The following is a 2,917-nucleotide window of genomic DNA, read 5'->3' as shown; positions in this document are numbered from 1 at the left end:
CGCAGATCGCCGCAGCGTCGGTGGCGTCGTTCTTACCGCCTTTTCCTTCCATGCGGTAGGGGGTGACGAAGTGGGCCGCGATAAGCCGCGGCTCCAATTGGCCTCGATCACGACAGGAGCACCATCATGAAGCCCAGCGCTCCCACCTGAGCCTGGGTCAGCTCAAGGTCATGACAGCCATCGAGCAGTGCCGCAGCGCGGCACTGGGGGGACATGTGCTGCGCTGTGAAGACTGCCAGCGCCTGCAGGTCGCCTACAACTCGTGCCGCAACCGCCATTGCCCCAAGTGCCAGGCCAGTGCTGCGCAGCGCTGGCTGGATGCGCGCCAGGCCGACCTGCTGCCCGTGGACTACTTCCATGTGGTCTTCACGCTGCCCGCACCCATCAGCGAGATCGCGTACTGGAACAAGGCCGTCGTCTACGGCCTGCTGTTCGAGGTGGCGGCACAGACGCTGCGCACCATCGCCGCCGATCCACGGCACCTGGGTGCGCAGATCGGTGCCACCCTGGTGCTGCACACCTGGGGTTCGGCGCTCACGCACCACCCGCACGTCCACGGCATCGTGCCCGGTGGCGGCCTCTCGCTCGACGGCCAGCGTTGGGTGGGGTGCCGACCGGGCTTCTTCCTGCCGGTGCGCGTGCTCTCGCGCCTGTTCAGGCGGCGCTTCCTGGAAGCACTGGAGCAAGAGCACCGCGCGGGCACGTTGCAGTTCTTCTCGCAACACACCGTGCTGGCCGACCCGAAGGCCTTCGCGCGGTGGCTCGCACCGCTGCGCCGGTGTGAATGGGTGGTCTATGCCAAGAAGCCGTTTGCGGGCCCAGGCGTGGTGTTGGCCTACCTCTCGCGCTATACGCACCGGGTGGCGATCTCCAACTCGCGCCTGGTCGCACACGACGAGAGAGGTGTGACGTTCCGCTGGAAGGACTACCGTGACAAGGACCGAGGCCAAGGCAAGACACGCCACAAGACGATGACGCTCTCGCCGGAGGAATTCATGCGCCGCTTCCTGCTGCACGTCTTGCCCAGCGGTTTCCACCGCATCCGGCACTACGGGCTGCTGGCCAACATCAACCGCCGCGAATGCGTCGAACGTGCGCGCCAGCTGCTTGTGCCCGAGGCGCCGAGTGCAACAGCCGAGAAGGCTGGGTGTGGTGCGGCCGAGGAGATCCGCCCGACCTTCGTGTGCGTTCACTGCGGCGCGATGATGCTCATCGTCGAGACGTTCGCTCGTGGGCAGCCCATTCGCACACCGCACCAGCGAGGTCCACCGTGAGCACCTCGGCGTTCGCAACTTTGATTGTGTCTAGAGCGGGCTCACCACGGCTCGCCGCAGATCTCTGCGCCCGACTCAGAAATCCACGGTGCTGCCCCTGCAAGATCGGCTACAGCTGTTCATCTGAAACGGCACAACACACCGTGATGGCGCCTTCGCGCACTGGCCAGTTGGCGCAGTTGCCATCGCCAACATCTCTGCGCACTGTCAAATCCCCATAGCTTCCAGCTGGTACGCCCAGATGGGTGCTCCCCGCGGTTTCCTCCCTAGAGGCTTGTACGACGCCCACCCTTCGTGGTCGGCCTGTGTCGTCGGCGCGCCTGCGCGGGAGGGCGTCCTACAACCCTTAACTGGAGCGGCCTTCTGAGAATCGGCGCAATACGCGCGAGCATAGAGCGCAGGTGCCCCTTGCATGGGTACCGCAGCTGGTGACAAGCAGCCTGAGGTCAATTTGCCAATGCCGCGATCTTGCGAGCTTCGGGCATTCCCGCCTTTTGTGAACTGTCGCACGCGATCTGCAGGCTTAAGCATCCTTCGATGTTTTGGATCCTACGATGCGTTTCGTTTTTCAAGTACCTCGAGGAAACCAATGAACAGTTCAGATCGCCGCGTTTTCATCCTTCAAGTTGCGGCTGGAAGCACTGCACTGATGGCCTTGTCTTCGGTCCACGCCCAGGATGTTGTGGTCAACGAAAAGGATGCTCAGGCAATTGCGCTGGGTTACGTGGCTGACTCCACCAAAGTGGATGCCAAGAAGTTCCCCAAGCATGCTGCAACGCAGATGTGTGGCAACTGTCAGGTTTACGCCGGCAAGCCGGGAGACCCGGCAGGTCCCTGTGCCATCTTCCCAGGCAAAGCCGTGTCCAGCAAAGGTTGGTGCAGCGCCTATGTCAAAAAGGCTGGCTGATTCCCTAAGGTGGCGTTGAAGACAGGGCTCCAAGCGTTGGCGGCTCAAACAGCAAACCAGCGGGAGTAGCAGCGCAGGAACGCTTTCCTCGCAGTTCCACCCTTGCTACTGCTGCTCGCTGGGCTGCGAAGAGCGTTGAACCCATCGCCACGAATTGTTGTGGTGGCGTTCAACTACATCACTCTCTGAATCGATTCGCAGCAGGTGCAGCCAACCCTGGCTACGACTTCAATGACGCCATCCTATTCACCGGCGCGGGCTTTTGGTCGCTGCTGGTTTGGCGCTACCTGACCCATTGAATTCTCCGCCTGGCCGCTGCGATCGCGCTACACCACCCGCTCCACCTGGCGGAGCCAGGAGACACCGCATGACACAAGTACCCTGGCGCCCGAGCGCCACCGAGCTGGCCGAAGCCATCCGTGCGCGCCGAGTCTCGGCGCGCGGATCCATACACATCGTGCTGGGCCTCATCGACGAGATCAACCCGCGCGTTTACGCGCTAGGGCCTGTTAACACATCCTCAGGCCCTCAACGACAAGCGCGAAGCTGATGAAGCCCAGGAACATGAGGTCGAGTTTCTCGAATCGCGAGAAGATGCGGCGATAGCCCTTGAGCCGACGGAACAAACGCTCGACCTCATTGCGACGCTTGTACATCTCGCGGTCGTACTCCCAAGGTTCGATCCGCGTCTTCATTGGTGGCACCACTGGAATGAAACCCAGATCCAGTGCCAACT

The 2,917-nt window shown here is 62.3% G+C and carries 2 protein-coding genes and 1 pseudogene; 2 read left to right on the top strand and 1 reads right to left on the bottom strand.

What is annotated here, in order from left to right; all coding sequences use genetic code 11:
• Nucleotides 1-80: 80 nt before the first annotated feature.
• Together ACN4F8_RS11920 and ACN4F8_RS11915 are read left to right on the top strand one after the other, a co-directional pair.
• Nucleotides 81-1,274, top strand: coding sequence for an IS91 family transposase (locus tag ACN4F8_RS11920; RefSeq protein ID WP_419473800.1), 1,194 nt, complete (start codon nt 81-83; stop codon nt 1,272-1,274).
• 589 nt (nt 1,275-1,863) lie between these two features.
• Nucleotides 1,864-2,181 (top strand): high-potential iron-sulfur protein, encoded by a 318-nt coding sequence (locus ACN4F8_RS11915; RefSeq protein ID WP_419473799.1) that lies wholly within the window; start codon nt 1,864-1,866, stop codon nt 2,179-2,181.
• Between the two features lie 509 nt (nt 2,182-2,690).
• Here ACN4F8_RS11915 and ACN4F8_RS11910 read toward each other — a convergent pair.
• Nucleotides 2,691-2,917 (bottom strand): annotated as a pseudogene (locus ACN4F8_RS11910) (IS5/IS1182 family transposase); the annotation flags it as partial.

The organism is Hydrogenophaga sp., assembly GCF_048549895.1.
GTDB lineage: Bacteria > Pseudomonadota > Gammaproteobacteria > Burkholderiales > Burkholderiaceae_C > Hydrogenophaga.
This window is presented reverse-complemented; position numbering and strand designations above follow the sequence as displayed.